The sequence below is a fragment of the Acutalibacter sp. genome, assembly GCF_056800975.1.
In genome coordinates, this window is record NZ_JBQISV010000132.1 from 1 (window position 1) to 4,426 (window position 4,426).

The 4,426-nt window shown below is 57.7% G+C and carries 3 protein-coding genes; 2 read left to right on the forward strand and 1 reads right to left on the reverse strand.

Translation table 11 applies throughout. From position 1 onward, the window contains the following. On the reverse strand, positions 1-1,239 hold a 1,239-nt coding region (locus tag ACTO5E_RS10245), incomplete at its 3' end, for a PAS domain-containing protein (protein ID WP_482303400.1). Between the two features lie 296 nt (positions 1,240-1,535). Here ACTO5E_RS10245 and ACTO5E_RS10250 point away from each other — a divergent pair. Continuing rightward, complete coding sequence (locus tag ACTO5E_RS10250; RefSeq protein ID WP_482303401.1) at positions 1,536-3,299, forward strand: glycoside hydrolase family 2 protein; 1,764 nt, start codon at positions 1,536-1,538, stop codon at positions 3,297-3,299. 347 nt (positions 3,300-3,646) lie between these two features. Next, positions 3,647-4,426, forward strand: a 780-nt coding sequence (spo0A, locus tag ACTO5E_RS10255; protein WP_482303402.1) for a sporulation transcription factor Spo0A, incomplete at its 3' end; no start/stop codon positions are given.

Here is a 4,426-nt window from a genome sequence, read left to right on the forward strand (position 1 = left end):
GGTCTCCAGGTCGAACTCGCACACCAGGGCATAGTCGCTGCCCAAAGCGTGGACCAGCTCCATCTGGCGGAGCTCCAAAGCCTCCCGTTCCCGCTGCTCCGCCAGCTTCTGGGCGGTGCAGTCCAGCAAAAAGCGTTGGTAATACAGCTCGCTGTTTTCCTCAATCAGCTTTACATTGCCCATAATGTGCAGCCTTTGGCCGTCCGGGTGCACTACCCGGTATTCCACGCTCACGCTGTCGCCAGGATGCTTCAGCTGCATGATGGCGTCCCGCAGAGACTCCCGGTCCTCCTCGGCGACAGAATGGGCCACCACGTCAAAACCGTCAGACAGCATCTCCTCCAGGCTGTCATAGCCCAGAATGCTCAGAGCGGCTTGGTTGACGCTGAGCACCTGAGTGCCGTCCAGGCTGTGGCACATCACGCCGCAGTCCAGAGAGGTGAAAATAGACTCAAGCACATGGGACTTCCGCATCAGCTCCCGGGCGTAGGCCCTCTCCTGGGTCACGTCAATGGCAACGCCCACAGTGCCCATCACCTGTCCGTCCAGGTCGTAGAGAGGAGACTTATAGGTGGTCAGAAGCCGCTGGCCGTCGCCGGTGAGAATGGTCTCGTCCGAGATCAGGGTCATTTCCTGCTCCATCACCTGGCGTTCTGACTCAATGCAGGCAGGGTCGTCCTGGTCCACGTCCCAGATATAGGCGTGGCGTTGGCCCTGAACCTGCTCCTTTGTTTTGTTGACCGTGTGGCAGAAGCTGTCGTTCACCTTTTCATGAACGCCGTCCTTGTCCTTGTACCAGACCAGATTGGGGACGCTGTTGATGGTGGCCTCCAGATACTGGCTGGTCTGCCAGTAGTCGGTTTTGATTTTCCGCTCCTCCTGCCAGCGGGCAAAGCGGAAAGCGGCCTCCGGGTAGGAGAGCTCCGCAGGCCATATGCTGGCAACAGCCTGCAGAGAGCCGGCGGCAAGGCCGGTTACGCCGCCGGGAACCAGGAGAACCAACTCGGCGTTCTCCTTTTTTGCCGCCGACAAAGCCGCGAGGACCGCGTTCAAGTCCGCCTCCGTCAAGCAGGCGAAGATCACATCAGCCTGCGAGACCGCTGCCATCCCCTCCTGGTCCGCCATGCGCGCCCATGTAAAAGCATGGGTGAAGCTCTCCAGGGGCTTTGCGGCCTGAATAGCCGTAAAAGCCTCGCAGGGCTCCCCAAGCATGCAGAACCGGATGTGGCAATGATACATGTTGAATCTCCTCCTGTGGTAAACCATTACGCCCGCCACCGCTTCTGTCAGGCGTACCAAACCTATTATAATGTAATATTAAGAGTATTTTACCAAGCGAGATGCGGTATGTCAATATGTACGACAATATTTTAGTAGGGAAGAAAAGGAAAATTCTGAGCAGAGGCCTGCTGCCGGTTCAACGGCAAAAAATTTTTATATTGCTCTTTGGGCATTGACGCGGAAGGGGAAAGTTGCTAAACTATGGATAATGTTTTTGAAAATAAATTTCGATTGAATAGGAAGGAGGTTGACAGATGATGTCAAACTTACCAAGCCCCATTCGTGGAGAATACCCCCGCCCGGACCGGGTGCGGGAAAACTGGCTGGCGCTGAACGGGCAGTGGGACTTTGCCTTTGACCGGGAGAACCGGGGGCTGGCGGAGCAGTGGTACCGCTCCTCTGGGCTGGACGGCGGTGGGCTGCGGATCGAGGTCCCCTTTCCCTACCAGAGCAAGCTCTCAGGGATTGACAGTCAGGAGCACTGCGATGTGGTGTGGTATCAGCGGACCTTTGAGCTGCCGGAGAATTTGAAGTCCATGCGCCGGCTGCTGCATTTTGGCGCGGCGGACTACAGGACCCAGGTCTGGCTGGACGGCCAGCTGCTGGGGACCCATGAGGGCGGCTACTCTGACTTTACCTTTGATGTGACCGGCCTGACAGAGAGCCGCCACAGCCTGACCGTGCGCTGCGAGGACCGGCTGGACTTTGACCAGCCCCGGGGCAAGCAGAGCTACCGCCCCGAGCCCTTTGCCTGCTGGTATACCCCTGTCACCGGCCTGTGGCAGAGCGTGTGGCTGGAAGGAGTGGGGGAGTATTATCCTCTGGACTTCCGGCTGACCCCGGATGTGGAAAACGGCGCGGTGCAGGTAGAGGTCAGCCTGAACGAGCTGCCCAAGAGGGGCGCCCTTCGGCTGACAGCCTCCTTTGAGGGAAAGCTTGCCGCCTGCCAGGAGGTGGGCCTCACCACGGACCGCTATGTGCGCACCACCTTGTTCCTCCGCCATGACGAGGAGATCAGCGGCCTGCACTGCTGGTGGCCTGGCTCCCCCAGTCTCTATGACCTGACCATTGAAACCCTGGCGGACGGGCAGACGGTCGACCGGGTGGAGACTTATTTCGGCCTGCGGAAGGTAGGGGTGTGGGGGGATAAGATTACCCTGAACAACTCCCCTCTTTACCAGCGGCTGATTCTGGACCAGGGCTATTGGCAGGACGGGCTGCTCACCGCCCCCAGCGCCCAGGCTCTGAAGAAGGACGTGGAGCTCACCCTGGCCATGGGCTACAACGGCGCCCGCAAGCACCAGAAGTTTGAGGACCCTATCTACCTGTATTGGGCGGACAAGCTGGGCCTGCTGGTGTGGAGCGAGCTGCCCAGCGCCTATTGGCTGCGGGACAGTGAGAAGCGCAATCTGATGCGGGACCTGAGCGAGGCTATTCGCCGGGACTACAACCACCCCTCCATTATTGTGTGGACCCCCCTCAATGAGTCCTGGGGCGTGCCGGCCATTCAGAGCCAGCGGGAGGCTCAGCAGCTGAACGACTGCCTGTACCACATGGTCCACTGCCTGGACGGCACTAGGCTGGTGTCTGGCAATGACGGCTGGGAGCAGGCGGAGACGGATATTGTCACGGTGCACGACTATACAGCCTGGCCCCAGGACCTGTCGCCGGGCTATCAGAGCGAGGATGGTGTGCTGAACGGCGCGCCCAGCGGAAAGATTATTACCGCCCAGGGCTACGGCCACTGGGGCAAGCCCAAGATTTTCAGTGAGTTTGGGGGCATTGCCATGGCCAAGGACGCCGGCGGCGAAAACTGGGGGTATCATGGCGCTGTGGCCGACGGAGACGCCCTGTTGGAACGCTTTGGCGCCATTACCCGGGGAGCTAGAGAACTGCCGGGTTTCAGCGGCTACTGTTATACCCAGCTGACGGATGTGTTCCAGGAGGTGAACGGCCTGCTGGACATGGACCGGCAGCCTAAGGCTCCGTTGGAGGAGATCAGAAAGAGAAACAGCTGACCTTTTTGTAAGGAGGAACGCAGAGAGGATCGTCCCATATCATTCTATAAAAGAAGCACTCCCGCCGGGTATCCGGCAGGAGCGCTTTTTTTTAAAAGAATGATTTTAAAGAATAAAGTCTCAGGAAAAGCTTTAAGGAAACCGGGCACAGTTTATTTGATGATGTACAGCCTGCTGAAAAAATATATGCCGAAACTTGCCGCTTAATTCTCAGGGGAAATCAACCGACAAAAATAAACAAGATTCCTTCCTGTATTTCAGTGGAAAATTTGGTTTTGGACTTGCAGGAAAAGGCTAATTATGGTAAGATTTTCTTACATTATAAATGTTCCACCAGGAGGAATCACATGGATAAGCAAGTAAAGCTGATGATTTGTTCGGAAGAAGGCGAATGGGATGCAGAGGCGTTGGAAAAACTGCGCCAACGAGGAGCCCAAACTGCCTTTGAGGAGCGGGACGGAGCAAGGCTGGTGCAGCGCATCCGGCAGGAGCGGCCCAATGTGGTGCTGATGGACCTGTTCATGCCTGGCATGGACGCTTTGGGGGTGATGCATGCGGTAAGTCAGGACAACACCCTGGAGAAGCCCTTGTATCTGATCGCCTCCTCGTACACAACCCCTATGCTGGAGCGGGAGCTTCTGTCCGCCGGCGCGGCCTATTTTGTGCTGATGCCCTACGACAAAGCCGAGCTCATTGATCGGATCTTCTCCCTGTACTCTGCCAGGGGCAAGCACTTCGATACCCAGCCTGCCGACCCTCAGCTGCGGGTGCAGGTGACGGAGATCCTCCACCAGATTGGCGTGCCGGCCCACATCAAGGGCTATCACTACCTGCGGGACGCTATCATCATGGCTATTGAGGACCCGGAGATCATCAATGCCGTGACCAAGCAGCTGTATCCCAGCGTGGCCAAACGTTACAGCACCACCAGCTCTCGGGTGGAGCGGGCCATTCGCCACGCCATTGAGGTGGCTTGGGACCGGGGGGATGTGGATGTGCTCAACTCCTATTTTGGCTACACCATACATAACACCCGGGGCAAGCCCACCAACAGCGAGTTTGTGGCAATGATCTCTGACAAGCTCAGCCTGCAGGTCGTCACACCTGCCGCTGCCAACGGCAGGTCT

Excerpts from the sequence above, each read along its gene's own strand:
- ACTO5E_RS10250 (WP_482303401.1), top strand. The coding sequence starts at position 1,536 with ATGATGTCAAACTTACCAAGCCCCATTCGTGGAGAATACCCCCGCCCG.